26 protein-coding genes are annotated in these 24632 nt (G+C 58.3%); 15 read left to right on the top strand and 11 right to left on the bottom strand.

The genetic code is table 11. The features are described from left to right. Positions 1-29: 29 nt before the first annotated feature. The 5 genes from AC0V6U_RS10480 to AC0V6U_RS10460 all read left to right on the top strand — a co-directional run bounded on the left by AC0V6U_RS10480 (position 30) and on the right by AC0V6U_RS10460 (position 3360). The gene (locus AC0V6U_RS10480) at positions 30-596 is read left to right on the top strand and encodes a fasciclin domain-containing protein (RefSeq protein ID WP_472643117.1); all 567 of its coding nucleotides are present in this window, start codon (positions 30-32) and stop codon (positions 594-596) included. A 187-nt stretch (positions 597-783) separates the two neighbouring features. Then, positions 784-1218, top strand: coding sequence for a COG3650 family protein (locus AC0V6U_RS10475; RefSeq protein ID WP_472643116.1), 435 nt, complete (start codon positions 784-786; stop codon positions 1216-1218). Next, positions 1215-1649 (top strand): hypothetical protein, encoded by a 435-nt coding sequence (locus AC0V6U_RS10470; RefSeq protein ID WP_472643115.1) that lies wholly within the window; start codon positions 1215-1217, stop codon positions 1647-1649. Before AC0V6U_RS10475 ends, AC0V6U_RS10470 begins: the two co-directional genes overlap by 4 nt. Positions 1650-1879: 230 nt before the next feature. Further along, a complete protein-coding gene (locus AC0V6U_RS10465; protein ID WP_472643114.1) occupies positions 1880-2962 on the top strand; it encodes a PAS domain-containing protein in 1083 nt (360 codons plus the stop codon). Beyond that, a complete protein-coding gene (locus AC0V6U_RS10460; protein WP_472643113.1) occupies positions 2962-3360 on the top strand; it encodes a response regulator in 399 nt (132 codons plus the stop codon). Before AC0V6U_RS10465 ends, AC0V6U_RS10460 begins: the two co-directional genes overlap by 1 nt. 27 nt (positions 3361-3387) lie before the next feature. Here AC0V6U_RS10460 and AC0V6U_RS10455 read toward each other — a convergent pair whose 3' ends face one another. Continuing rightward, positions 3388-4839, bottom strand: coding sequence for a S41 family peptidase (locus tag AC0V6U_RS10455; protein ID WP_472643112.1), 1452 nt, complete (start codon positions 4837-4839; stop codon positions 3388-3390). A gap of 289 nt (positions 4840-5128) precedes the next feature. Here AC0V6U_RS10455 and AC0V6U_RS10450 point away from each other — a divergent pair, with 289 nt between their 5' ends. Then, complete coding sequence (locus AC0V6U_RS10450) at positions 5129-5719, top strand: YbhB/YbcL family Raf kinase inhibitor-like protein (protein WP_472643111.1); 591 nt, start codon at positions 5129-5131, stop codon at positions 5717-5719. A 57-nt stretch (positions 5720-5776) separates the two neighbouring features. Continuing rightward, positions 5777-6028 (top strand): SWIB/MDM2 domain-containing protein, encoded by a 252-nt coding sequence (locus AC0V6U_RS10445; protein ID WP_472640715.1) that lies wholly within the window; start codon positions 5777-5779, stop codon positions 6026-6028. 29 nt (positions 6029-6057) lie between these two features. Here the strand turns inward: AC0V6U_RS10445 and AC0V6U_RS10440 are convergent, their stop codons facing one another. Further along, on the bottom strand, positions 6058-6435 hold the full coding sequence (locus tag AC0V6U_RS10440; protein ID WP_472643110.1) for a DoxX family protein: 378 nt from the start codon (positions 6433-6435) through the stop codon (positions 6058-6060). Between the two features lie 190 nt (positions 6436-6625). Here AC0V6U_RS10440 and AC0V6U_RS10435 point away from each other — a divergent pair, with 190 nt between their 5' ends. Continuing rightward, the gene (locus AC0V6U_RS10435) at positions 6626-7852 is read left to right on the top strand and encodes a dipeptidase (RefSeq protein WP_472643109.1); all 1227 of its coding nucleotides are present in this window, start codon (positions 6626-6628) and stop codon (positions 7850-7852) included. A 108-nt stretch (positions 7853-7960) separates the two neighbouring features. On the opposite strand, the gene AC0V6U_RS10430 is transcribed toward AC0V6U_RS10435, so the two are convergent. Together AC0V6U_RS10430 and dapD are read right to left on the bottom strand one after the other, a co-directional pair. After that, positions 7961-8113, bottom strand: coding sequence for a hypothetical protein (locus AC0V6U_RS10430; protein WP_472643108.1), 153 nt, complete (start codon positions 8111-8113; stop codon positions 7961-7963). Positions 8114-8200: 87 nt separating this feature from the next. Continuing rightward, positions 8201-9037, bottom strand: a complete 837-nt coding sequence (gene dapD / locus AC0V6U_RS10425; protein WP_472643107.1) for a 2,3,4,5-tetrahydropyridine-2,6-dicarboxylate N-succinyltransferase — start codon at positions 9035-9037, stop codon at positions 8201-8203. Between the two features lie 227 nt (positions 9038-9264). Between dapD and AC0V6U_RS10420 the strand changes: the two genes are divergently transcribed. Next, positions 9265-11658, top strand: coding sequence for a S8 family peptidase (locus AC0V6U_RS10420; RefSeq protein ID WP_486169459.1), 2394 nt, complete (start codon positions 9265-9267; stop codon positions 11656-11658). A gap of 70 nt (positions 11659-11728) precedes the next feature. On the opposite strand, the gene AC0V6U_RS10415 is transcribed toward AC0V6U_RS10420, so the two are convergent. The 4 genes from AC0V6U_RS10415 to AC0V6U_RS10400 form a co-directional block, all read right to left on the bottom strand. After that, positions 11729-12817, bottom strand: a complete 1089-nt coding sequence (locus tag AC0V6U_RS10415) for a phosphotransferase family protein (RefSeq protein ID WP_472643105.1) — start codon at positions 12815-12817, stop codon at positions 11729-11731. Then, positions 12817-13905, bottom strand: a complete 1089-nt coding sequence (locus AC0V6U_RS10410; protein ID WP_472643104.1) for a Zn-dependent alcohol dehydrogenase — start codon at positions 13903-13905, stop codon at positions 12817-12819. The genes AC0V6U_RS10415 and AC0V6U_RS10410 overlap by 1 nt, the downstream gene beginning before the upstream one ends. A 27-nt stretch (positions 13906-13932) precedes the next feature. Further along, on the bottom strand, positions 13933-15270 hold the full coding sequence (locus AC0V6U_RS10405; protein ID WP_472643103.1) for an acyl-CoA dehydrogenase family protein: 1338 nt from the start codon (positions 15268-15270) through the stop codon (positions 13933-13935). A 93-nt stretch (positions 15271-15363) separates the two neighbouring features. Continuing rightward, positions 15364-16827, bottom strand: a complete 1464-nt coding sequence (locus tag AC0V6U_RS10400) for an MFS transporter (protein WP_472643102.1) — start codon at positions 16825-16827, stop codon at positions 15364-15366. A 259-nt stretch (positions 16828-17086) separates the two neighbouring features. Between AC0V6U_RS10400 and AC0V6U_RS10395 the strand changes: the two genes are divergently transcribed. The 4 genes from AC0V6U_RS10395 (at position 17087) to AC0V6U_RS10380 (ending at position 21052) form a co-directional block, all read left to right on the top strand. Further along, positions 17087-18265, top strand: a complete 1179-nt coding sequence (locus AC0V6U_RS10395; protein WP_472643101.1) for an acyl-CoA dehydrogenase family protein — start codon at positions 17087-17089, stop codon at positions 18263-18265. Between the two features lie 82 nt (positions 18266-18347). Further along, positions 18348-19487 (top strand): acyl-CoA dehydrogenase family protein, encoded by a 1140-nt coding sequence (locus AC0V6U_RS10390; RefSeq protein ID WP_472643100.1) that lies wholly within the window; start codon positions 18348-18350, stop codon positions 19485-19487. Positions 19488-19513: 26 nt separating this feature from the next. Next, entirely contained in the window at positions 19514-20317 is an 804-nt protein-coding gene (locus AC0V6U_RS10385) for an SDR family oxidoreductase (RefSeq protein ID WP_472645749.1), read from the top strand. A gap of 90 nt (positions 20318-20407) precedes the next feature. Then, entirely contained in the window at positions 20408-21052 is a 645-nt protein-coding gene (locus tag AC0V6U_RS10380) for a hypothetical protein (protein ID WP_472643099.1), read from the top strand. Between the two features lie 323 nt (positions 21053-21375). On the opposite strand, the gene gmk is transcribed toward AC0V6U_RS10380, so the two are convergent. The 3 genes from gmk to AC0V6U_RS10365 form a co-directional block, all read right to left on the bottom strand. Next, the gene (gmk, locus tag AC0V6U_RS10375; protein WP_472643098.1) at positions 21376-22035 is read right to left on the bottom strand and encodes a guanylate kinase; all 660 of its coding nucleotides are present in this window, start codon (positions 22033-22035) and stop codon (positions 21376-21378) included. Positions 22036-22101: 66 nt separating this feature from the next. Further along, positions 22102-22506 (bottom strand): hypothetical protein, encoded by a 405-nt coding sequence (locus tag AC0V6U_RS10370; protein WP_486169458.1) that lies wholly within the window; start codon positions 22504-22506, stop codon positions 22102-22104. A 56-nt stretch (positions 22507-22562) separates the two neighbouring features. Beyond that, positions 22563-23066, bottom strand: coding sequence for an SspB family protein (locus AC0V6U_RS10365; RefSeq protein ID WP_472643096.1), 504 nt, complete (start codon positions 23064-23066; stop codon positions 22563-22565). 122 nt (positions 23067-23188) lie between these two features. Between AC0V6U_RS10365 and hisB the strand changes: the two genes are divergently transcribed. Then, complete coding sequence (gene hisB, locus AC0V6U_RS10360; RefSeq protein WP_472643095.1) at positions 23189-23794, top strand: imidazoleglycerol-phosphate dehydratase HisB; 606 nt, start codon at positions 23189-23191, stop codon at positions 23792-23794. Positions 23795-23917: 123 nt separating this feature from the next. After that, a complete protein-coding gene (hisH, locus tag AC0V6U_RS10355) occupies positions 23918-24547 on the top strand; it encodes an imidazole glycerol phosphate synthase subunit HisH (RefSeq protein ID WP_472643094.1) in 630 nt (209 codons plus the stop codon). Positions 24548-24632 lie beyond the last annotated feature (85 nt).

Below are 24632 nucleotides of genomic sequence, written 5' to 3'. Positions count from 1 at the left end.
ATTTTGTAAAGATTACAAGGATGATCCCTATGAACACCCTTAAAATGGCCTTGGCCTCAACCATCGCTCTGTCGATTGCTGCCTGTTCACCAGAAGCGGCGACCGATGATGTCGCAACCGAAGATGCAATGGCGGTAGAAGAAGCCGCACCGGGCACGATTGTTGACGTCGCCGTTGGCGATGACAACTTCTCGACCCTGGTGGCTGCAGTGACCGCTGCTGAGCTGGGTGAGACCCTGTCGGGCGATGGTCCGTTCACTGTGTTTGCGCCAACCAATGATGCGTTTGCGAAACTGCCAGAAGGCACGGTTGAAACGCTCACCACCGACGACACCGAGACGCTCGGCACGATCCTGACCTACCACGTTGTTGCACAGGCCGTGGATGCGGCCTCACTGATCGGTGCGATTGAAGGCGCGGGCGAGGGCGGATATGAAATCCCAACCGTAAACGGCGGCACGCTGACCGCAAACGTGGTCGACGGCGCCGTAGTGCTGACTGATGCAGCTGGCGGAACGGCGACTGTGACCGCGACCGATGTGGAAGCGTCAAACGGTATGATCCACGTGATCGATTCGGTTCTGATGCCGCAGTAACTCGCGCATCTTTGAACGAAGCTTAGAAAAGGGCGGGTCCTGCGAAGGGCTCGCCTTTTTTCTGTTAGAGCACGCCTAGTTGCCGCACCGCAAAAGAACTTGTCGACTGTGTTCAGACAGATAGTGACGCTCAGAGCGGTTGTCCGTATTGTTAGCCAGAAGCAGGTGGCACAAAGGTGGATGTGTGATGATTGGCGTAAGACGGACTGGCCTAGTGGTGCTGGGGGCATTGAGCCTCGTCGCTTGCACCGCCAGCGGGGACAACCGCGCTGACACGCCTCAGAACTTTACCGGCATTGCTGACGATGAAACGATCACCTTAAGCGGTACCGAGCCATTCTGGAGCATGGCAATCGAAGGCACCAAGCTGACGTATTCCAGCCCGGAAAACCTTGAAGGCGAGGTCGCCGAAGTGCGCCGGTTTGCTGGCAACAATGGCCTTGGCTTCTCAGGCGAGCTTGCCGGTGAGAATCTGCAAATCGCCGTTACGCCGGGCGAATGCAGCGACGGCATGAGCGATTTTGAGTACCCATTCACGGCCACTGTCAATTTGGGTGATGCGACGCTGCTTGGATGCGGCTACACCGACAGCAACCCAATCACTGGAGAAGAATCCGAATGAGCGATGCGCATGATGTCTTGGTGGGCGAGGATCAGGCCACAACCGAGGGTGAAGGCGCTGGCATGGCGAGCGCGTATTCGGTCTCGCGCTATTGGCGGATGTTCTTCTGGGCGGCGGCGGTCTTCAACTTGATCATTGGCCTTGCTGGCATGCTCAGCCCAGAGGCGACGATCGACGCCCGGATCATCGGTCTGTTCATTTTCAGCTTTGGCATCGTCTATTTCCATGTCGCGCGCGAGCCGATGCGCTTTGGCCCAATTTTGTGGGCCGGTATCCTGAGCAAGATTGGCATTTTGGCGCTGCTCGCACCTCAGGTGTTCGGGGCGGCGACCGTTGATCCCATGGTGGCCAGCGGACTGGTGGCAGACGGGATCTTTGCGGTTGGCTTTCTGGTGTTTTTGATGAGCGTGATCGACGATTACGAGATTTGATTTCGGTGCCCCGCAGCACCTCTCTGAGCCCCAAAACCGTAGCTTGCCGCGGCGTTAGACCGAAAAACGGCGGCGTGTGCTCAGCTAAAATCCCTATAGTGCAATAGCTTACCAATCAGCAGATCTTAATCGGCTGAATTTCTCGGAACGCACACGCCTGATTGTCGTTAGGATGGCAACAAACAGATATTGCCGCGGCATCAATTCTTGCCTCGGGAAAGCGGACTACAGTGAGCACCGACGAAGAACGCGATCCTAAGCGATCCGAACAAGCAACTTTGAGTTTTGATGACGCGCCCGACCGGTTTCGGGCGGGGCACAAGGGCGACCAGTTTTCTGGCGCATCAGGCGTCTTGTTTGAGCAAGCCATGGCGCAGACCCGCATGGCGATTTGCCTGTGCGATCCGCATCAGCCTGAGCTGCCTATCGTCTTTGCCAACCGGGCGTTTCGCCGCCTGACCGGTTATGGCGAGGATGAAATCTTAGGTCGCTCGTGCCGGTTCCTGCAGGGCCCTGACACTGATCCAGAGCCGGTCGCTCGGATTCGCGAAGCTCTGGCCAATGAAGATGTGGTGGTGGTTGAGCTGCTCAACTACCGCAAGAACGGGACCACTTTCTGGAACGCTCTGCATCTTGGCCCGATCTACAACAGCGAGGGCGAGCTGGTCTATTTCTTCGGTAGCCAATGGGATGTCTCCGACGTGCGCGCTGCGCGTTCTGAAGGACGCCATGCCAAAGAAATGGCGCGCGAGCTCTCGCACCGCATGAAGAATATGTTCGCAGTGATCTCCGGCATCGTGAATGTCACCGGACGCGTGCGCGGCATTCGCGCCGAGGCGGATGAGATCAACTCGCGCATCCAAGCGCTTGGCCGCGCTTATGAAACAACTTTGGATGATGCCTCGTCCGGCAGCATCGAAATCGGTCAGGCAATCAAGGCTGTCTTATTGCCATACGACCGCGACGAAGAGCGCATGATCTTGCTGGGCAATGGCGTGCGCATGCCGTTCACGATTATCTCCATTGTCGGCCTTATCCTCCACGAACTCGCCGCCAATGCGACCAAGCATGGGGCATGGGCCACCGAAGAAGGCAAGGTCACTGTCAGCTGGATGCCAGCTAAGGACAAAGAAGGCCTCGTTATCGCATGGACGGAAGAAGGCGGGCCGGTTGTCGACCCTGATCAATTTGAAGCGGGGACGGGCACAGCAATTGTCGACCGATTGCTCGCTACGACTGACGGGACGATCGAGCGCAATTGGAACGAAACTGGCCTGAAAGCCGTTATCACATTGCCGGTAAGGAGCGTGTGATGGCTAAGAGCTACACTATATTGCTGCTCGAAGATGAACCTCTGATCCTGATGGATATGGAGTTTGCCGCCGAGGATCTCGGCTGTGAAGTTCTGACCGCAACAAATTGCGATGCCGCAAACCGGCATATTCAATCCCTCGGGCGCAAAATTGATCTGGCAATATTGGACGTCTCGCTTGGCAATGGGCTGACATGCTTCCCAGTTGCGCATGAGCTTGAGCGACTGGACATTCCCTACATCCTGCACTCGGGCGATCTCGATCGCCATAATGAACGCATCCGCGAACTGGACGCGCAGCTGATTGCGAAACCAGCCTCAGCCGACAAGGTTATCGCGGCCGCGATTGCGCATTCACAAGGCGCGGACGCCAGGTCCGTTCACGTCACTGCAGAGTAGTCTCTCCGGGCCCGTGAGCAGCCTGCCTTAAAACAGCCCTGGGATCTCGTACTGCGCCGCATTCGGGCGACTAGGTTGCAGCATCGTTTGCCGCCCAGAGCCCTGAGCTTGCTGGATACCGGCTGCGCCAATGGCGGTGCAGGTACGCCCGCCCAGAAAATCCAGAGCCGCCGCGATAGAGGCCTCGTTCGGATCGCCAAATGGCGTGAAGATGTCATCGTCCGCTCGGCAGGTGTTGGGAACCTCGCTCGCGAGCCCAGTGAAATATTCGCCATTCCCATCGGCATTATTGGTCTGGAACGTCACGGCGCGAACCCTGAGATCGCAGGCCGCGAGGTCAAAGCCAAATTGCCCCACTGGCTTGCCCGAGGTGTCATCCCCGACCAGCGCCAGATTGTTGCCCAAATAGGGGATCATCGAATTGATCACGAGTTCACTGGCAGAGGCGGTGCTTCTGCGGCCGATGAAGGCAATCTTGGTTGGCTGGATCGCATTCGCTTCCGTTTGGAACAGTTCGGTCGAATTCTCAGCGGATTTTGACGGCCGAAGAACGGTCTCGCTGAAAACCTGACCGGTGCGGCCTTGACCCAAAAGGTCGCCGAGCAAATCCGCGACATCGACCAGACCGCCGCCATTATAGCGGAAGTCGATGATGAGTTCGGTCACACCTTCGCTCTGGAACAGAGCAAAGGCATCGCGTAGCTCGTCAGAGGCGCTGGCAACGATGAAGGTGCGCAGGTTGAGATAGCCAACCTTCTTACCAGCATCATCGAGGATCAACGCGCCATATCGATCAGACACTGGATCAAGCGCGAAATCAGCTTTTGTAATGCTCGATTCGCTGGTCGTGTTGGTCGCCGTGCGGAATTGAATCACCCGGGCCGTGCCAGCGGTCGATGGGCCAAGCGCATCGATCACTGCTTGCGGCCCGCCCGATGACATTAGTGAAGAGACGTTCTGCAAATTGCCGCTGCTGGTGCCAATCGCCAGCAATTCGGTGCCGCGATCGATCCCGGCATCAAATCCGGGCGCATTCTCAAAGGCTTCAAGCACGAACACGCGATTATTGACTGTGTCATAGGCGAGCCTGATTCCAAAACCAGCGTTGGAGCCAGAGTTAATCAGCGCGTTCTCTTCGGCGATGGATGTTGCGAAGGTAAAGCCGCGGTCGCGCTGCTGCGCCCGGGCAGGGGCGACCAATGCATCCAGGTAACCCTGAAGGTCGGTAAAGTTGCTAGCCACAACCGTGTTGTCGACGAGATTCGGGAACAGATACCATTCGTCGATCACGTCCTTGGCGAAATCTTGCTGATCAGCGAGCGTGCATCCTGCGGTGCCTCCACCGCCGCCGCCGGTTCCTCCTCCAGTCCCGCCGCCTGCGGTACCACCGCCAGCAGTTTGACCTGATCCTCCACCGCCGCCGCAAGCGGCCAATGAGATTGCGAGGAGGGTAGAAAGGGTAATGCGACCAATGGTCATGCGGTGCGACTCCGACTTACAAAAGCGTCTTTGATGGGTGTTTTCTATACAATCAGCATGGCTGATGAACCCCTAGTGAGCAAGATTACTGTGTTGTTAATGAGCGAATGTCAGGCACGCCTGCTCGCAATGTGCATCTACGAAAGGCGAGAATTCTGCCATTTGGATACAACTTTTCACAAATTTGGATGAGTTTTCCTCAGAAACCGGGGCAAAGCTCAGCTAAAACTCTCGTCTTGGCGATCCGATGCGCCTAGTTTGCATAGAGATTTAGGAGGAAATTGCTTCGATGACTGGTTTGCCTGATTGGCTTAGAACTGCACTGCCTGCGTCCGCGCAGCATGCGGGCTTGGCGATTGCGCAATTGGGCAGCGAACGCAATTTTGCCCGCGGCGGTTTCAAATTGACCAGCCCGGCATTTGGCCCCGGTGAAGAGCTCGATCCTTGCTTCAGCGCTGAAGAAGAGGACGCTGTTGCGCCGCCACTCGAGTGGAATGCGCCGCCTCCAGGCACGCAAGAATTGGTCCTGATCGCGGAAGACGCGACCAGTACCGGGGATGAGCCAGATTGCCATTGGTTGGTCTGGGGGCTGAAAGGCCAAAAAGGCATGCTGCTAGAAGGCGAGACGCCGCCGCGTGCTGGAAAGAATTCAAAAGGCAATTCGGAATGGCTGCTGCCTAATCCGCCAGAGGGCGAGACGCGGCAATATGTGTTCCAATTGTTTGCAACGGAATTGCCGCTGACTTTGATGCCCGGGGCGACCCGCGCGGATTTGTTGGCGACATTAGAAGGGTCGATAGTCGCCAGCACATTGTTGGTCGCCCCATTTACTGGTTCTGCCGCTGAGGATGAAGGCGACTGGGCCGAAGACGATATTTGAAGTTGAATACGTGACTTTGATTTTTTGAAACCTGCCACCACTGAGAAGGAGAGGATCATGGCTGGAAAGACTAATGCACTGCAGAAACCGGTGCAGCTTTCGTCTGAACTTGAAGCTGTCATCGGCAAAGGCCCGATGACGCGCGCACAAGTGACGTCGAAGATTTGGGAGTACATTAAGGGCAACAGCCTGCAAGACAGCAAAGACAAGCGTCAGATCAATCCTGATGGCAAGCTCAGCGCTGTGATCGGTAAAGATCAGATCTCAATGTTCAAAATGACGGCTGCGGTGTCTAAGCACCTCACCTAAGAGTGATCACTGGCGGCGTTGCGCAAACATTACGCGCGGCGCCGCCAGCCCACTTCTCCAGCGAACAGCGCCAACCAGATCAGTATCGGTTGCGCGATCATTCGCGGAATATGATAGCCAAGCCCGAGACCGCCATCGGAGCTCGCCATGTCCATGGCAAAATGGTTGATATTGGCGGGCCATACACACAGCGCATAAAGAGCAAGGCCGATGCCGCCCGCCTGTCTTAGTGGCTTGGAAATGGGCTGAAGCAAGGCGATTGCCCCGGCGATTTCGGCAATTCCCGTCCAATAGACAACCGCTTCTGGTGCCGGCACGAAGCTCGGCATGATCGCCAGAAATGGCCCCGGCGTGGCGATATGGGCATAGCCAGCATAGCCGTAAAACGCGGCCAAAATCACCCGCAAGACCGCACGGCTCCAACGCTTTACGCTGCTTTCCTGCTGGCCCGCAGCGATGGTTTCGCCTTGGCGCTGCTCAATTGAATTGTCGATTGGTCATTCCCCGCCGCTTTGCAGAAAGCCGCTTCCCTTCGCCCTACTGCTTGCTAAGACAAGGCATAGTCGATCTGGACCATGCTTAGGAGCTGTTTTTGCCATGAAATATGCCGCCGCCTTGCTGGCCGCTTCCCTGCTGACATCGCCGCTTGCTGCGCAAGAGGCAGGCGGCGAAGCAGCCGCGCCAGATCCCGCAGAGGCGCTTGTTGCGGCCGCGCTTGAGGCCGCGCCAGTATTTGACGGCCATAACGATGTGCCGATCCAGCTGCGCTCGCGGTTCGACAATCAGATCAACGATTTCGACTTTGTGGATACGACGGGCACGGGCGCGACGCATCCTCAGGGCCGGGCGATGCATTCTGATCTGACCCGTTTGGCGCAGGGTAAAGTCGGCGCGCAATATTGGTCAGTATATGTGCCGACTAATATCAGCGAGCCGGAAGCAGTGCAGATGACGATGGAGCAGATCGACGTGATGAAGCGTCTGATCGCGCGCTACCCAGAGCAATTGCAGCTGACGCTAACCGCTGATCAGGCGGAAAGCGCGATGGCAGAGGGGCGGATCGCTTCGTTCCTGGGAATGGAAGGCGGCCACTCCATCGGCTCCAGCCTTGCGGTCCTGCGGCAAATGTACGCGCTGGGCGCGCGTTATATGACGATCACCCATTCCAGGAATACGCCATGGGCCGACAGCGCGACTGACACGCCTGAGCACGGTGGTTTGACCGATTTCGGCAAAGACTTGATCCGCGAGATGAACCGCATTGGGATGCTGGTCGACCTCAGCCATGTCAGCGAAGACACTATGATGGATGCGCTTGATACGACTCGCGCGCCGGTGATCTTCAGCCACTCTGGCGCGCGTGCAATCAATGGCCATGCGCGCAATGTGCCCGACTCGGTGCTCGAAAGATTGCCTCAAAATGGCGGTATTGTGATGGTCGTTGGTTTGCCCGGTTTCCTCAATGAAGAACGCCGCCAGTGGTTCAGCCAGCGCGCAGCGGAATTGGCCCGGCAGGAATCGCTCTATCAAGGTCAGCCAAGCATTGTTGAGACGGCCCTGGAAGAATGGGATGCGGCCAATCCAGAGCCTCAGACCCCAGTGAGCCAGATGGCCGACCATATCGATCACATCCGCTCTGTCGCAGGCGTTGAGTATATCGGGATTGGGGCGGATTTCGACGGAATGCCAACCGGGCCGATCGGCATGGAAGACAGCGCAGGGTACCCTGCGCTCTTCACCGAGCTTGCCCGGCGCGGCTATTCGCAAACTGAAGCTCGAGCTGATCTCGAGCCTCAATGCGATGCGCGTTCTGCGCGCAGCTGAGCGCTATTCGAGCAGCGTGTCAGGGATGGCGCCAATCGAGACGCTGATTGAGCCTGCCGAGTAACGCCGAAACGCGCCCGCCAGGCTCGAATTGAAAAAAGCCGCGCTTTAGCCGTAAAGCGCAGGAATGACCCAGACGAGGGTCATCGCAATGACCGCTGCTGCTAGGCTGATGCCTAGCACCCAGCGCATCGCGCCAGTTTTTACCGCAGCCGTAGCGTCATCATCTTCGATGTGAATTTCGTCGCCTTCTTTATGCATAAAGCCCTCCGCTAGCTTGGGTTATAGGTAATTTAACGGAGAGCGCCAGCAATCGTTCCACGGCTGCTGGCTTGCTCAGTATGCTGATCAGTCGCGCAGCAGCTCGTTAATGCCTGTTTTAGAGCGAGTTTGCGCATCCACAGTCTTCACGATCACCGCGCAATAGAGCGACGGTCCGGGGCTGCCATCAGCCAAGGGCTTGCCTGGCTGCGCGCCAGGCACGACCACTGCATAGGGCGGAACTTCGCCGCGGTGGACCTCGCCCGTGGCGCGGTCGACGATCTTGGTCGATGCGCCGAGGTAGACCCCCATTGATAGAACAGCGCCTTCGCCAACGCGCACGCCCTCTGCCACTTCACTGCGCGCGCCAATGAATGCGCCGTCGCCAATGATCACGGGTTCTGCCTGCAAAGGCTCCAACACGCCGCCAATGCCAGCGCCGCCTGAGATATGAACATTCTTGCCGATCTGCGCGCACGAACCGACGGTTGCCCAAGTGTCGATCATGGTGCCTTCGTCAACAAATGCGCCGATGTTCACAAAGCTGGGCATCAGGACAACGCCTTTGCCAATATGGCTGCCGCGGCGAACGATTGCGCCCGGGACTACGCGGAAACCTGCATCATTGAAGCGGTTTTCACCCCAGCCAGCAAACTTGGTTGGGACCTTGTCATAGGCTGCCTCGCCGGCGGAGGCCCCTTCCATCACGTGATTGTCGCTGAGGCGGAAAGAGAGCAGCACCGCTTTCTTCAGCCATTGGTTGACGCGCCACCCACCATCGCCATCAGGCTCCGCCACCCGCGCCTGGCCGCTGTCGAGCAAAGCCAGAGCATCGTTCACAGCGTGGCGTACATCGCTACCTGGAGTGATGTCGGCGCGCGCTTCCCATGCAGCTTCGATTTGGGTGATCAACTCTTCAGACATGTTTTCTCCAAAATGACTGCTCTTGAATTTGCCTTCAGCCGGAAAATTCGCCGCAATGCTCTTTCGTTTTTACAAGGTTGATGTGCTGCTAGCCCGCTCGGATCATAGTCACAAGTGCCCGCGGCATTGCTGATGCAATTCGGCGTTTGCCCAAGCAAACGGCTTGCGTTGTTATTAACCTTGGACTTAAGCTTTGTCCTTAGAGGGGCACACGAAGGACGGTCTTGATGAATAAGAAGCCCAATTGCCCGGTCAACTGGAAAATTGTTGTCGCTGCAACTGCTTGCGCAGCGCTTGGTGCGTGCGGCGGGAGCCCAGGCGGTGCTGGTGGAGGCGGGCCAATATCCGCGCCGCCGCCTCCTCCCCCGCCGCCGCCACCTCCTCCTCCTCCGCCCCCACCGCCGCCTCCACCCACGACCAATTTTAACACGGCAGAGTTCCGCCGTTCGGACGGGCCTGAGTTTCATGGCGCTGTCTCAGCTTGGGAGCAGGGGTTCACCGGTGCCGGGGAGATCATAGCGGTGATCGACACGGGTCTGGATACGGACAGTCCTGAATTTGCTGGCCGAGTGAATGCCAACTCTGCGGATGTCGTCGGCAATCGCGGCGTCGATCCAGAAGATGATCATGGCACAAACGTGGCTTTGGTCGCCGCCGGCGGGCGCGACGGGATCGGTGTTCTGGGAATCGCGTTTGACGCGGACATCCTCGCGGTCCGGGCCGACAATATCGGCTCCTGCGGTGTAGACACGCCGTCTGATCCTTCGCTTGGATGCTTGTTTAGCGACAGAAACATCGCCGATGGCATCGATCTCGCGATCAGTTCAGGCGCGAGCGTGGTCAATATAAGCCTCGGCGGCGGTTTCGCATCGCGCGGCCTGCTTGATGCGGTGGAACGGGCCGCCAATGCGGGACTGGTTATTGTCGTGTCGGCTGGCAATTCTGGCGACGGTTCGGATCCGGGTGTTGATCCTGACCAACCCGATCTTTTGGCCTCTAGCCTTCAGCAGGCAGGCAATGGCAATGTGATTATCGTCGGCTCGGTCGATGAAAACGGTGCAATTTCCGATTTTTCAAACCGCGCCGGTGACTTTGCCAGCTCCTATATCAATGCGCGCGGCGAGACCATTTGCTGTGTCTATGACAATGGCGAGCTGTTCGTTGAGAACATCAATGGGGACGAATTCGTCACATTGTTTTCCGGCACCAGCTTCGCAGCGCCTCAAGTGTCGGGCGCGGTGGCTTTGCTGTCGCAGGCTTTCCCGAATTTAACGGGGCAAGAGATCGTGCAGATCCTGCTCGACAGCGCGCGGGATGCTGGCGCGACCGGTCTTGATGCCGTCTTCGGCTCGGGCATCCTCGATATTCAGGCTGCGTTTGCGCCCGCAGGCACCACGACGCTGGGCGGAACCCAGACGAGGCTGGCGCTGGCCGATGACGTCGTGATTGGGTCGGCGGCGATGGGCGATGCTTTGAGCGGCACCAGCCTAACGGCAGTGGTGACTGACAGCTATGACCGAGCATACACCTATGATCTGGGCACGCGCACACGCAATTCTGCGCAGGTTCAGCGGCTTCGCGGCGTGGTCGAGCGCAATGGTATCAGCAAAGGCGGAACGACCGGCGCACTATCGATGGCTTTCACCATCGGAGATAGGGCGCGCACCGGCGAGCTTGCTTGGGCTCAGCAATTGCAGCTTACCCCAGAGGAGGCTCAAGGCGCGCGGGTTCTGGCGGCGCGTGTTGCGGCCAAAATCGCGCCTGACGTCCAGTTAGGCTTTGCGCTCTCACAAGGGGCCGGCGGTCTCGTCGCGCAAATGCAAGGCACAGATCGCCCCGCATTCCGCATCGCGCCGCAAGCGAGCGGTGATGATGGATTTTTCCAAAGCAGCGAGTTTTCACTGGCCGCGCGCCACCAGCTTGGCCCTTGGGGACTGACTGTCTCCGCTGACCGCGGCGATGTGCTGCTGGGCGCGGACAGGCAGGCGGAAGACGTTCTGACCGGCGTGCGCGAAGAGCGGCCGACGCAAAGCTTTGGCCTTGCTGCGGATCGCTCCATCGCGGGCGTGGACGCGATTGTCTCGCTCACATGGATGCAGGAAACGGACACGCTGCTGGGCGCGCATTTCCACGATGCGCTTAGTATCGGCGGGGCGGACACGATGTTTCTGGACGCCGAATTGGGTCATGAATTTGCTCGCGGTTGGCGAGTGGGCGGGGCCTACCGTCAAGGGATCACTCGCCCGCGCGGCGGCTCGCTCCTTGGTGACGGCTCACAATTGCTGAGCGAGGCTTGGTCCTTTGATGTGACGCGCTATGGCGTGCTGACCAACAGCGACAGTCTTGGCCTTCGCTTTAGCCAGCCACTGCGGGTCAGCGGCGGCGGGCTGAACCTCGATCTGCCGGTGGCCTATGACTACGCGACTGAGAGCGCGATCTTTGGAACGCAGCGGCTCTCGCTTTCTCCGGAAGGGCGCGAAGTGATGGGCGAGCTTGCTTGGCAAGGGCCTTTCATGTTCGGATATGCCTCGGCGAGCCTGTTCTATCGCGGCGATCCGGGGCACTTCGCGGCGTCGCGCGACGATGCGGGCGCAGTGGTGAGCTTTAGCGCGGAGTTCTGAGCGCGCTCAGTTAAGAGCTTAGTCGAGCAGGGGGAGGCGACATCGATGCCTCCACCCTGCAAATCTAGACCTATTCTGGCATTCCCGCTTCGACAGCGAATTGATAGGCGCGGGCGACCAGCGGGGCGACCCGGTCGCTCATCGATTTCGCATGAGCGGACGAGGCGGTGCCATCAATCACGCGCTTCTTAATGCCCTGCATAATCCCTGCGAGCCGGAACAGGTTATAGGCAAAGTACCATTCCATTGGCGGCACAGGATAGCCGGTGCGCGCGACATAGCGCTCAACCGCTTCCTTGACTGTCGGAATGCCGAGTTCGCCAAGGTCCAGCCCAAGCAAGCCAGCGCGGCCGTCAGCGGGCTGGAACCAGTTGAGCATCAGATAGCTGAAATCCGCAATCGGATCACCGAGCGTTGAGAGCTCCCAATCGAGCACCGCAATCACGCGGTTCTCTGTCTTGTGAAAGATCACATTGTCGAGCCGGTAATCGCCATGCACCACTGAGCTTTCGTGCTGCGGCGGGATCGTCTTGGGCAGCCATTCAATCAGCCGCTCCATTTGCGGCATATGCTCTGTTTCAGACAGCTTATATTGCTTCGACCAGCGGCTGATTTGACGCGCGCAATAATCATTGGGCTTGCCATAATCCCCAAGCCCAATTTCGGACGGTGTCTTAAGGTGCATGTCCGCGATCGTATCGATCAGCGCATTGTAGAGCTCGCGGCGCTCGTCTGGCGAGCATCCAGGCAAGGCACCATTCCACAGGCTGCGCCCATCAGCCATGCTCATCACGAAGAATTTTGAGCCTAGAACCTCAGGATCTTCACACAGACCATAGGTGCGCGGCACCGGAAAGCCGGTTGGGTAAAGCCCTGTCATTGCCGCATATTCGCGGTCGACCGCGTGTGCGCTTGGCAGCAGTTTGCCAAACGGCTGGCGGCGCAGGACGTAATTCGCGCCAGGCGTCTCAATCTTATAGGTCGGGTTGGACTGCCCGCCTTTGAATTTGGTGTAGCTGATCGGTCCGGCGAAGCCTTCGACATTGGCTTCAAACCACGCCGTCAGCTTATCCATGTCGAGTTTGTCAGCGTCCGCCACTTCGACTGTGCCGACCATTTCCTTGTCGAAATCGATTTGCGGAGCAGAATTGTCAGTCATCAGTCAAACACCACTACACTGCGCGCGGAATTGCTGGCGCGCATCTTGTCAAAGCCAGCATTAATATCATCTAGCGCGATCCGCTCTGCGATAATCGTATCGAGATCGAGCAGACCGCGAAGGTAGAAATCGACGAGGCGGGGAAGATCAACCGGGAAATGGTTCATGCCCATGATTGCGCCCATCAGCTTCTTACCGCCGAGCAGATCCATCGCGCCTAGCCCGACTTTGCAATCGAGTGGCATCATGCCGAGGATCACAGCCGTGCCGCCGCGCCGCAAGGATGCAACCGCGAGGTCGGCGGAGGCCTGACGCCCAACCGCTTCAATGCCAAAGTCGACGCCGCCGTTCGAGATCGCCGTGATCTGCTTGGCTGCATCATCTGCCATGGCGTCAATCGTATGCGTCGCTCCCAAAGCTTCGGCCAAAGCGCGTTTTTCTGGAAGCGGATCAGCGGCGATGATCTGGCCAGCGCCTGCAATCTTGGCCGCATTCACAACCGCAAGACCAACCCCGCCGCAGCCGATAACCGCGACGGTCTGGCCAGGTGTCAGCTTGCAAGCATTGAAAATCGTGCCCGCACCGGTCGTAACCGCGCAGCCAATGATCGCGGCCCGATCAAGCGGCATGTCTTTGTCGATCGAAACGCAGGCATTTTCATGGATCAGCATCTGCTCAGAGAACGCCGACAGGTTGAGCATCTGATTGACAGGTTCGCCGCCATTGCGGGTGATGCGCAATGCATCGCCCTTGCCCCGGCGCGTGTTCCCGCCAAGGCAAAGAGCCATCCGCCCGGTCACACAGAATTCGCAAGTCCCGCAGAAGGCACTGAGGCAAGATACGACGTGATCGCCGGGTTTGACGGAGCGCACTTCGCTGCCCACGGCGCGGACAATGCCCGCTGCCTCATGCCCCGGAATCGCGGGAAGAGGATGCGGATAGGCGCCATCGATAAAGTGGAGATCTGAATGGCACAGGCCGCAGGCCTTGGTGTCAATCAGCACTTCGTGCGGCGCTGGATCAGCCAGTTCAACCTCGCCAATGACGAGACCTTCACCTGGCGTCTCCAGAATTGCTGCCTTTGCCATAACTGGCCTCTCCCCTTTTGCCCCCGCTTAGCGGGTGGCGCCCATGTCGCCTGAGCTGAGCCCGCCAGCATCGTTGGCGGCATTGCCGCTGCGGCCGCGCAGGGCATTTGCGGTTGGCCCTGCTTCTGGAACGTGCTTGCCAAATTCCATCCGGGCGATGGAGCGTGCGTGCACTTCATCGGGACCATCGGCGAGACGCAAAGTGCGCTGATGCGCATAAGCGTTGGCGAGGCCGTAGTCGTTCGACACACCGCCGCCGCCGTGGGCTTGGATCGCATCGTCAATGATCTTCAGAGCCATGTTCGGCGCCTGAACCTTGATCATCGCGATTTCCTGCTTGGCCGATTTGTTGCCGACCTTGTCCATCATGTCAGCAGCCTTGAGGCACAGCAGACGGGTCATGTCGATGTCGATCCGGGCACGCGCGACGCGTTCTTCCCAAACGGAGTGCTTGTAAATTGGCTTACCGAAGGCTTCGCGTTCTTGCAGACGCTTGCACATCTTCGCCAGCGCCTCTTCAGCCACGCCAATGGTGCGCATGCAGTGGTGGATGCGGCCTGGGCCGAGGCGCCCTTGAGCGATCTCGAACCCGCGACCTTCGCCCAGCAGCATGTTGCTGACGGGCACGCGAACGTCCTTCATTTCCACTTCCATATGGCCGTGCGGCGCATCGTCATAACCGAATACAGGCAGGTGACGGATGATGTTCACGCCGGGCGCATCGTTCGGCATGAGCAGCATGGATTGCTGTGCGTGACGGCCCGCGGTTGGGTCAGTTTTACCCATCACAATGGAGACCTTACAGCGCGGATCGCCCAGACCCGACGACCACCACTTGCGGCCATTGATCACATATTCATCGCCGTCGCGTTCAATCCGGGTTTCGATATTGGTCGCGTCAGACGAAGCGGTGAAGGGCTCTGTCATCAGGAAGGCGGAGCGGATTTCACCGTTCATGATCGGCCGCAGCCATTGTTCCTTTTGCTCAATCGTACCGTAGCGGTGGAACACTTCCATGTTGCCGGTGTCAGGTGCAGAACAGTTGAACACTTCCGACGCCCAGCCAATACGGCCCATTTCTTCTGCGCAAAGAGCGTATTCGAGGTTCGTCAGGCCTGGGCCTTCAAATTCGAATGTCTCTTCGACGTGATGGTGGCCGTCATTGCGCGGCGGCATGAAGAGGTTCCAGATACCAGCTTCCTTCGCCAGCTTCTTCTTGTCTTCGATGATCTGGATCACTTTCCAACGATCGCCCTCGGCATCCTGCGCCTTATAGGTGTCCATGTTGGGGCGGACATGCGCCTCGATAAAGTCGCGCACGCGGTCGCGCCAATAGACCTGACGTTCGGTTGGCTGAAAATCCATGGGAAATATCCTCGTTCTAACTTTGAAAGTTTGATTCTGAATTGGTTTGACCGTGGCAGAGGCGGAGGCCTGCGCCAAGTTGTCTTTTTGTGATTATTCGAGTGCTCGGCTGTCTTGAACGACGGTTTTTTGAGCGTTCATTGCCGCCACGCGCGCCTCGTGATCGGCGCGGTTGATCGGAAAACGTCCAAGCCAAAATGCAGCGATCAGAGCCAATACTGCGGTGATCGCTCCGAAGTAGATGACGATGTCGGTGATCACCGTTTCGGGCACTGTGCTCGGGTCAGCCGATGGCGACAATTGCGCGGCTGAAAGGATTTGCCCGCTGATGAATATGCCAAAGCCGGTGGCGCATTTCTGGACCAGCCAATTGCCGGAATAGAACGCTCCCTCAGCCCGCTTGCCAGTGCGTTCCTGATACGCCTCAACGATTTCTGCAATCATTGACGACGCGGAGATCATCACGACGACTGCCAGTGCATTGCCCGGGACCAGCAGCAGATAGAGCCAGCCCGCCGATGCGAGAGTACCGGGCTGAGGCCAGAAGCCTAAGACCAATGCGGCGTATGGGAACAGCAGGATGCACAGGCTGGCAATAGCGCTTAGTGCTGCGCTTTTCGGTTTGCCCAATTTGTCGTGCATCGGCCCAACTATGAAGAACATCACGATCACGGAGAGGAACAGCGCGAACGGATAGAAATTGAGCGCCGTTGCCCCTTCCGAGATGAACGGCAAAGGTGTCGCATCGAGCCGCCAGACGAACACATTGAGATAGTTTGAGAGCGAGAAGCTCATGCCTTGGCTGACATAGGCGGCGAGCCCGCCAGCGGCGAATATCAGGAAGGCCTTTTCGCTGAACGCGTGGGTAATTTCAGAGAAGCACGCCTTGAGGCTGAACGGCTCCGGCTTGGTCGTCGGCAAGTGCGCAACCAATTTGTGCTGCCCAAAGGCCGATCCCAAGACCGAGATGGCCATTAATATCCCACCGAATATTCCAAACCCGACATAGCCATCTTGTTGCAGCAGGCCGTTCTCACCGCCCAGAAACACGGTGTAGGCAAGGACCATCATGAACAATCCGCCGAGCCAGCCTGAAAGATAGCGGTAGCGGAATAGAGTTGTTCGCTCGACATAGTCTGAGGTGATCTCTGGCAAGAGCGAGATTGAAGGCACTTCGCACGCCGAAAGCAGGATGCGCACGACAACCGCGATCCCGACAAGGCCAAGGAACGTTGGTGCTTCGCCGCCCGGCGGTGACCACATCAGCACCCAAGCAAAGGCGAGCGGGATCGGCGCGGCATAGAGCCACGGCAGGCGCCAGCCCCACTTTGTGTAGGTCCGGTCAGAGAGATTGCCGAGGATCGGATCGATAACCGCATCGACCAGCAAGGCGATCAGCAAAGCGGCGCTGACGAGCCCCGCGTCCATGCCCAAGACTTGGTTGTAAAACAGCAATAGAAAGAACGAGAAGCCGGTGTCTTTGACGCCGAAAGCCACCGCGCCAAAGCCGTGGATCAGTTTCAGCCGCAAGGGTAGCGGCCCCTGTACAAGGCTCACGCAGACACCTCGCTGCGGCGGCTATTTCTGGCGAATCTTTGCATTGCAGCTCTCCCAAGCTCTTTACGCAAACGTAAGCGAAGCAGGCGGCGCGTCAATGCAAAGCTGGGGTTTTGGCGTGGGGTCAGTGACTTGACGTTACGGCATTCGTGATTGGTGCTGTGTTCCTTTAAAGCCTAGCATTTGAGCGCTTGCAGCGGACGCGCAAATGACCATAACGTAAGCGTCAAGTGGGAGCGATTAGAGGAGAGTCGGCACCATGCCTGATCTAGATACATTCCGCCAAGAAACCCGCGCGTGGCTGGAGGCAAACTGCCCGGCCGAAATGCGCGAACCTGTCCGCGATGAAGGCGACATCTACTGGGGCGGCCGCCGGGCGACCTTCAAGAACGACGCGCAAAAGGCTTGGTTCGATGCGTGCCTTGCCAAGGGCTACACAGTACCCGCATGGCCGAAGGAATATGGCGGCGCAGGTCTAGCGCCTGAAGAAGCCAAGGTGCTGCGGCAGGAAATGAGCCGCATCAATGCGCGCCCGCCGCTTTCTAGCTTTGGCATTTGGATGCTTGGCCCAGCGCTGCTGCACTTCGGTACGGAAGAGCAAAAGAAGCATTTCCTGGGCGAGATTGCGCGCGGCGAAATCCGCTGGTGCCAGGGCTATTCAGAGCCGGGTTCAGGCAGCGATTTGGTCAGCCTGCAAACCTTTGGCGAGGACAAAGGCGATCACTGGATTGTCAACGGCCAGAAGGTTTGGACCAGCTATGCTGACCAAGCCGACTGGATTTTCTGCCTGGTGCGCACTGACAAAGAGAACAAGTATCAAGGCATTACCTTCATGCTGTTCGACATGGAAAGCGAAGGCTGCTCGACCAAGCCGATCAAGCTGATCAGCGGCAACTCGCCGTTCTGCGAAACCTTCATGGACAATGTGAAGGTGCCAAAGAGCTATGGCGAAGGTCTGCCAGCGCAAGTGGGTGAAGTGAACCGCGGCTGGGACGTGGCGAAATATCTGCTCGGCCACGAGCGTGAGATGATTTCCGGCGCCGACGGCGGCAACACCGGCACGATTGGCGCGGCGATGAAGCGCCACGCTGGCGAGCTGGACCCGGTCCTGCGCGCAGAGCTGGCGATGTTCGACGTTGATGCCTTGGCTTACGGTGCGATGGGCGAGAAATTCCTCGACGAAATCAAGGTTGGCAAGGCGCATCCCGCCCAGCCGAACATGATGAAATATGCGGGAACTGAGCTCAACAAGCGCCGCCACGAGCTGATGATGTCCGCGGGCGGCTCGCGCAGTCTCGAATGGGAAAGCGAAGAAACGAGCGGCGGCAAGCCATCTCGCAACTGGCTGCGGACCAAGGCGAACTCGATCGAGGGCGGCACATCGGAAGTCATGCTCAATGTGATTTCCAAGCGCATTCTCGACCTGCCCGGTTCTTAACCGAGGGCTCAAGCACACTTGGCCGCCCCGCAAATCGCGCGGGCGGCCCGCACGAATAAACGTATGAGAGGATCAAGGGACAATGCCCCTTTACCACAATGACGACCAGGCCATGCTGGCCGACAGCGCCCGCCAATTTATGGCCGAAGAAGGCAATATTGCTAAGCAATTGCGCCATTACCGCGATGGCAATTGCCCCGATGGATTTGGCCATAGGCTGTGGGAGCAGTTTGGCGAAATGGGCTTCACTGGCATCCTAGTTGGCGAAGAAGATGGCGGGCTTGGCATGGGCCATGTCGAGGCTGGCATTGTTCTGGAAGAGATCGGTCGCAACCTGTCGCCTTCGCCGTTCCTGACCAGCTCAGTCTTGGCAGCGACGGCTTTGGGCCACGGTTCCAGCGATCTGCGCGGTCGCTATCTGCCCGGCCTGATCGAAGGCAAAAGCGTGTTTGCCGTGGCGATTGATGAAGGCGCAAAGCACCGCCCTGAGCGTATCAAGATGCGCGCTGAAAAGTCAGGCAATGGCTTCAAGCTCTCCGGCCAGAAAGATTTCGTCATCCACGGCGCAAGCTCTGACATGATCGTTGTCGCGGCTCGCACCAGCGGCAGCGATGATGATGAAGACGGTATCACTCTGTTCGCGGTGCCTAAGGATGCGGCGAATATGAGCCACGATGCGGTTCGCCTGGTCGACAGCTCCGTCGCAACCCACACCACATTTGACGGCGTAGAGCTGGATGGCGACGCGGTCATTGGCGAGGTTGACGGCGGACGCGAAGTGCTGAACGCCATGCTCAAAGCAGGCCGGGTTGGCGCGGCGGCAGAGGGAGTTGGCGTGGCCAGCGGCGCGATGGATATGACCGTGGAATATCTCAAGCAGCGAAAGCAATTCGGCAAGCTAATCGGCGAGTTTCAAGCGCTGCAACACCGCGCAAGCCACCTCTATTCCGAGGTGGAGATCGCGCGCGCTTCTGTGATCAAGGCGCAGCAATTGCTGGATGGTGACAGCGAAAAGGCTGACCTGATGGCTTCCGTTGCCAAGGCGAAGGTTTCGCAAACCGCTGGCCTCGCCGTGCGTGAAGGTGTGCAAATGCACGGCGGCATTGGCATGACCGACGAATATGACATCGGCCTCTATATGAAGCGCGACCGCGCGCTCAGCGAATTCCTTGGCGATGCCTATTACCATGCTGGCCGTGTGGCCGAGATGAGCGGCTACTAAGCCTTCCAATTGGAGCAAGAATTATGATGGATATGAACGCCCTGTTTGGCCTTAACGGCCGCGTTGCTCTGGTGACCGGCGGCAGCCGCGGCATTGGCAAGATGTTTGTCGAGGGCCTGCTGTCCGCGGGCTGCGCACGGGTTTACATCTCGGCGCGCAAGGTTGAGCAAATGCAGGAAACCATCGCCGAGTTTGGCGAAGACAAAGTGATTGGTATTCCTGCGGACCTCAGCCAGATGGATGGCATCCAAAGCCTCGCCGATGAGATGGCAAAGCGCGAGGACAAGCTTGATATTCTGATCAACAACGCTGGCGCGGCTTGGGGCCAGCCTTATTTGGAGTTTAGCGAAGCAGGCTGGCACCGCACGATGGATTTGAACGTCAAAACGCCGTTCTTCCTCACGCAAAAGCTGCATGATCTGCTGGTTGCAGGCGGCAAAGGCGATCACCCAGCAAAGGTGATCCACGTCTCGTCCATTGATGGCCAGCGCATCAACCCGTGGGAAACATATCCGTATCAGGCATCAAAAGCGGCCGTTATTCAGCTGACCAAGCGGATGGCTGCGCGTCTGATCCAAGACAACATTATTGTCACTTCGATTGCGCCCGGCGCCTTCCCAAGTGAGATGAACAAGGCGGCCAAAAACGCGCCTGACGCATCGGCTGCTATGATCCCGTCCAAGCGTGTCGGGACAAAGGAAGACATGGCCGCTGCTGCCATCTACCTGTGCAGCCGCGCCGGCGATTATGTGGTCGGCGACACAGTGACGGTCGATGGCGGGGTGGTGAATGCGTCGCTGCCGAGCATGTTCAACGATCCTGCTGGCTAGTCACAGCCTTTACGGCCTCAAGACTTGTAACCTTCGGCGCGCGCCCCTCGAACTGAGATGTAAGAGACGCGCCTGCCGGAGGATTATACCATGGCCAAACACAAACGACGCTATCAGCTCATCCAGGCGGCATCGCTTGCGATCTTCCTAGGGCTGGGCATTGCTGCGGCGCCCTATGCCGATGCGCAGGACGCGGAACCGGGCCCCGATTTTAGCGAACCCGCGCCTGAAAATGGCGAGACGCCTGAGGCAACTCCAGAGGTTAGCGAAGAGCTCAAGGCCGTGCTTGACCAGATGGATGAGGTGATCGGCGCGCTCGATGGCGACGCGCAGCGCACCGGCAATTCTTGGCAGTTTACACTGCAGGAGCGCAGCATTCTGGTGGTCACTGATACCAGCCAAGGCCGTATGCGAGTGATTACCCCGATCGCCGCCGTTTCCGATTTGCCAGAGGGTGCGATGGAGCGCCTGATGCAGGCGAATTTCGATACCGCTCTTGATGCGCGCTACGCGGTGGCGCAAAATCTGGTGTGGGGCGCCTATATCCATCCGCTCGACACGCTGACCACGCGCGATTTCGCCTCAGGCGTGCTGCAAACTCACGCTCTTGCCGAAACCTTCGGCACCACTTTTTCAAGCGGCGCGCTGAATTACGGCGGCGGGGACAGCGGTGCAATTCTCGGCGAACAGCTGAGGGAACTGCTGGAGCAATTGGAAGACCGCAATACGATTTAGGGTTGGTGTTTTAGAGCTTAGCGTTTGTCGTTTTCGTGAGTTCGCCACGTTAGGATGCAGAGTGCTGCGAAGTATATGCATGTGCTTAGCAAAATCAGTGGCTGAACCATCGATGACAATCCGGCTTGGAACGCGGCGAATGCCCAAAAGGCAACCCAAATCATTGTAGCTATAATGCCAGACCCGATCGCGCGACGCTTGGCAGGTAAGAGGCGACCGACAGTGAAATAGATCAAGGCTAGCATCAGCGCTGCCTGCATGAACGCGATCATGGCGATGCCAAGGATACTACCGGCGTTCAGAAGTAGCGCATCCATAGTTTGCTACCCCATCAGTTCGCGCACAAACGGGATAAGACCCGTCTGCCGCGTGCGGCGCATACGTTCTGCGTCCAGGATTTCGCGGACCTTGGCGAAGCACGCATCGACATCATCATTGATCACGACATAGTCATATTCGGCCCAGTGGCTGATCTCACCGCGCGCGCGCTCCATCCGGCCATCGATCACATCGCCGCTATCGGTGGCGCGTTCTTCCAGGCGGCGGCGCAGTTCTTCTAGACTTGGCGGCAGGATGAACACGCTGACGACGTCCTGTTGGTCCTTTTGATAGAGCTGCTGAGTGCCTTGCCAATCAATGTCGAACAGGAAATCCTGCCCCTCTTTCAAGGCGTTGCGGATCAAACCTTTGGGCGTTCCATAACGGTGATCGAACACCGGGGCCCATTCGTAAAAATCGTCCTCTTCGACCATTTGGTCAAACTTGGCGTCTGAGACGAAATGATAATGCACGCCGTCGATTTCGCCTTTTCGCGGCGGACGCGTGGTGGCTGAGACGGACAAAGCGATTTCGGGATCCGCCTCCAGCAGCATGCGTGACAAAGTCGTCTTGCCTGCGCCCGATGGCGAGGAAAGAATGAACATCAATCCGCGGCGATTAAGATGGCCGGGATCATCATTTGTATGCTGTGGTGTATCGCCCATGCGGCCCGATGCCGCAAACTGGGCGGTTAAATCAAGTCTTGTGACCGCGCGCGGGCAAGATTGGACTCAGTCCAAAGGCTCGCTGGCAGGCTTTTTTGAACGCGCGCTGCGCCGAAGTTCTATCGATTTGCCACGATCATACAGCGTCTTGGCCAGCAATCCGCCCGCCACAATCGCAAGGCCAGGGACAGAGCGCGTAGCCAGCTTGCTCGCGCCGTATAGCGCCAGAGTGGTCAGGATCCCGCGCCCATCCAGCATATCGCGCGCGCCTTGCTCGTCTTGGCTGGTGCTGACGATGCCTTTTTCCGCTTGCTTGCGAAACAGGCTGGAGGCCCCGCGCAGCACAATGTCCGCGATCAGCAGGTTCGTCGCCGGGTTGGTGCTGGGGCCGAGCACGCGCACTTCGCCGCTCTCGTCATCAGATGCCGAGACGGGGACCAAGCCCTGCGATGGTTTTTTCAAGCTGCTCATCATTCACTCAATGCACGGCGCGCGCCATTGATCCGCATTGCCTTTCGGCAGGGCGGCTATTTCTTACGCCCGAAATCCACTGTGACCACGTTCGAGCCATCATCAGCGCCCTCGGCCGGATCTTCGCCGCCGCTTTCGATGAGGTCGTTTTCCGCGTCCTCATGCTCTTCGGGAGCCATATCGGCGACGGTCGCCTGAAACTGCAGGCCGAAATCCACCGCTGGATCGACAAATGCGGTGATCGCAGCAAAAGGTATGGAAAGCTTTGCCGGGATCTGATTGAACGACAGACCGACGGAGAAACCTTCGTCGGTGACCTCCAAATCCCAGAACTTGTTTTGCAGCACGATGGTCATTTCATCAGGGAACCGCTCGCGCAAATGCGGAGGGATCGAGACCCCTGTCGCCTCGGTTTTGAAGGTGATGTAGAAATGATGCGTGCCGGGCAGCTCGCTGCCCCCGGCGACGATTTCGCCAAGCACGCGGCCAACCACGGCGCGCAGTGCCTCTTGGACGATCTCATCATAAGGGATCAGGCTATCGGGGGTGTCTTCGGTCATTATGCTTAAAGGGTGGCGAGCCGCGCCGCGCTGGTCAAGCAAATTGGTAACTTATGTTCGCACTTACGCCCGGCGGCGTGCGAGTGCTTGCGTCAATTTGCGGTGCGCCTATAGCGCGCTTTATGCAAAAAACAGCTCGCACAGGCACGATAGAGCGCAAAACGGCGGAAACCGAGATTGCCATTACGGTGAATCTCGATGGCACTGGCGCTTATGACATCTCCACCGGGATTGGATTTCTCGATCACATGGTCGAGCAATTTTCCAAGCATTCCCTGATCGATGTTTCGATGAAGGTGGTGGGCGATCTGCATGTGGATCAGCACCACACGACCGAAGACAGCGCGATTGCGCTGGGCCAGGCACTATCCGATGCACTCGGCGATAAGGCTGGGATTGGCCGCTATGGGAGCGCCTATTCTCCGATGGACGAGACATTGGCGCGCGTTGCGCTCGACATCTCTGGGCGACCTTATTGCGTATGGAATGCGCAATTCTCGCAAGAGAAGTTGGGCGAATGGGACACTGAGCTGATCCGCCATTGGTTTGAATCAATTGCGCAATCTGCAGGGATCACACTGCACATTGAGCTGCTGTATGGTGAAAACAATCACCACATTTGCGAGGCGATCTACAAGGGCTTTGCCCGCGCAATGCGGACCGCAGTGGAGCAAGACCAACGAAAAGCCGGCGCAATCCCCAGCACCAAGGGACAGCTCGGTGGGTAAAGGCGGGGTTTCGGCTGCGAAGCAACCGCAAGGGCGCCCGCCCGCCCGCAGCGACGCGATTTTCAATCGCATGAGCGAGGATATCGCGCGCCGGATGGCGTGCGGAATTAGGGAGGCATCCTGATGCCGACCGAAAAAGTCGCGCTGATAGACTATGGCGCGGGCAATCTTCATTCCGTCCACAATGCTTTGAAGGCGGTTGGCGCCGCAGTCGATGTGACGGCGGACACAAACACCGTTCGCGCTGCTGACCGGATCGTTCTGCCCGGTGTCGGCTCGTTCAAAGCCTGCGCTGAGGGCCTCCGAGCAATTCCAGGCATGGTTGAGGCTATGACGGAGCGCGTGCAAGTGGGCGGCGCGCCGTTCCTCGGCATTTGTGTGGGCATGCAGTTGCTTTGCACTCGCGGGCTGGAGCACGGTGAGACCGCTGGGCTTGGCTGGATTCCGGGTGAAGTGCGGCTGATCGAACCTACTGACCCGGCAATCAAAGTGCCGCATATGGGCTGGAACGATGTCGCATTGCTGCCGCATGCGCGCGGCCATCATGTTGTTGAAGAGGGCGAGGCCTATTTCCTCCATTCTTACCACTTCGCCGCCGAAGACCCGCAGCACATTGCCGCTCTGACCGACCACGGTGAGGGGCTTGTCGCGGCGGTTGCCAAAGACAATCTGCTCGGCGTGCAATTCCACCCGGAAAAGAGCCAGTCTTATGGGCTGGAAACGCTAGAGAGGTTCTTGCGATGGCGGCCGTGATATCCTCCCCGGAACGGGGAGGGGGACCATGCGCAGCATGGTGGGGGGACTTGCCTTTGTCCCTGCGTTTGAGGGGATTCCCCTC

The organism is Erythrobacter sp. W36 (assembly GCF_057364935.1).
Note: the sequence above shows the minus strand (reverse complement) of the source record. Positions and strands in the feature narration are given on the sequence as shown.